This window comes from Leucobacter sp. M11 (assembly GCF_035726885.1).
Classification (GTDB): Bacteria; Actinomycetota; Actinomycetes; order Actinomycetales; family Microbacteriaceae; genus JAPFRB01.
This window is the reverse complement of the sequence record NZ_JAPFRB010000003.1, coordinates 298,544-299,139: the sequence shown is the minus strand read 5'-3', so window position 1 is coordinate 299,139 and position 596 is coordinate 298,544. Positions and strand designations below refer to the sequence as shown.

The following is a 596-nucleotide window of genomic DNA, read 5'->3' as shown; positions in this document are numbered from 1 at the left end:
GTGGCCCACGCCGCGGCCACCGCCGCGGTGAACCCCCGGGGTTCACGTCCCCGCGAGGCGCGAGGGGAAACAAGAAAGGCTCCCCCGGAGGAGAGCCTTTGTTGTTGATACTCGTGCGCGAGGGGGGACTTGAACCCCCACGCCCTTGCGGGCACTGGCACCTGAAGCCAGCGCGTCTGCCATTCCGCCACTCGCGCGAGTCGTTGGCCGCGAAACTTCCGTGGCAACTCTGCGAGCTTATCAGCCCGAGGGGCCACGGAGCAAAGTGAGGGGGTGCGCCCGGGCGAGTTGTGCGGCAAACTCACGGGGAAGGGGCGAAGAATGGGGCTGTTTCCGCGGCTTCACCGCGGGAATCGACGGGCTCTCCCGGGGAAAGAGCGGCGAATCGGCGCTGAAAACGCGCCACAGTGCCATCAAGAACGGCACGGAGGTGCCCGGACAAGTACCATGCTTAACAAACTGTGTTCCGTTTCCTGCGGGCCACACCAAACACGATGGAGCAAAACGAGTGGGAATCCTCGACAACGTTGAGCGCGGGCTGGAGCGCCTCGTGAACGGCGCCTTCGCGCGCACGTTCCGCTCCGGCGTGCAACCGG

The 596-nt window shown here is 65.9% G+C and carries 1 tRNA gene and 1 pseudogene; one reads left to right on the top strand and one right to left on the bottom strand.

Going from position 1 to position 596, the window contains the following annotated elements:
* Positions 1-114 precede the first annotated feature (114 nt).
* Positions 115-197 (bottom strand) — tRNA-Leu (locus OOT08_RS09735).
* Between the two features lie 23 nt (positions 198-220).
* Here OOT08_RS09735 and OOT08_RS09730 point away from each other — a divergent pair.
* Positions 221-596: pseudogene (locus OOT08_RS09730) on the top strand (hypothetical protein); the annotation flags it as partial.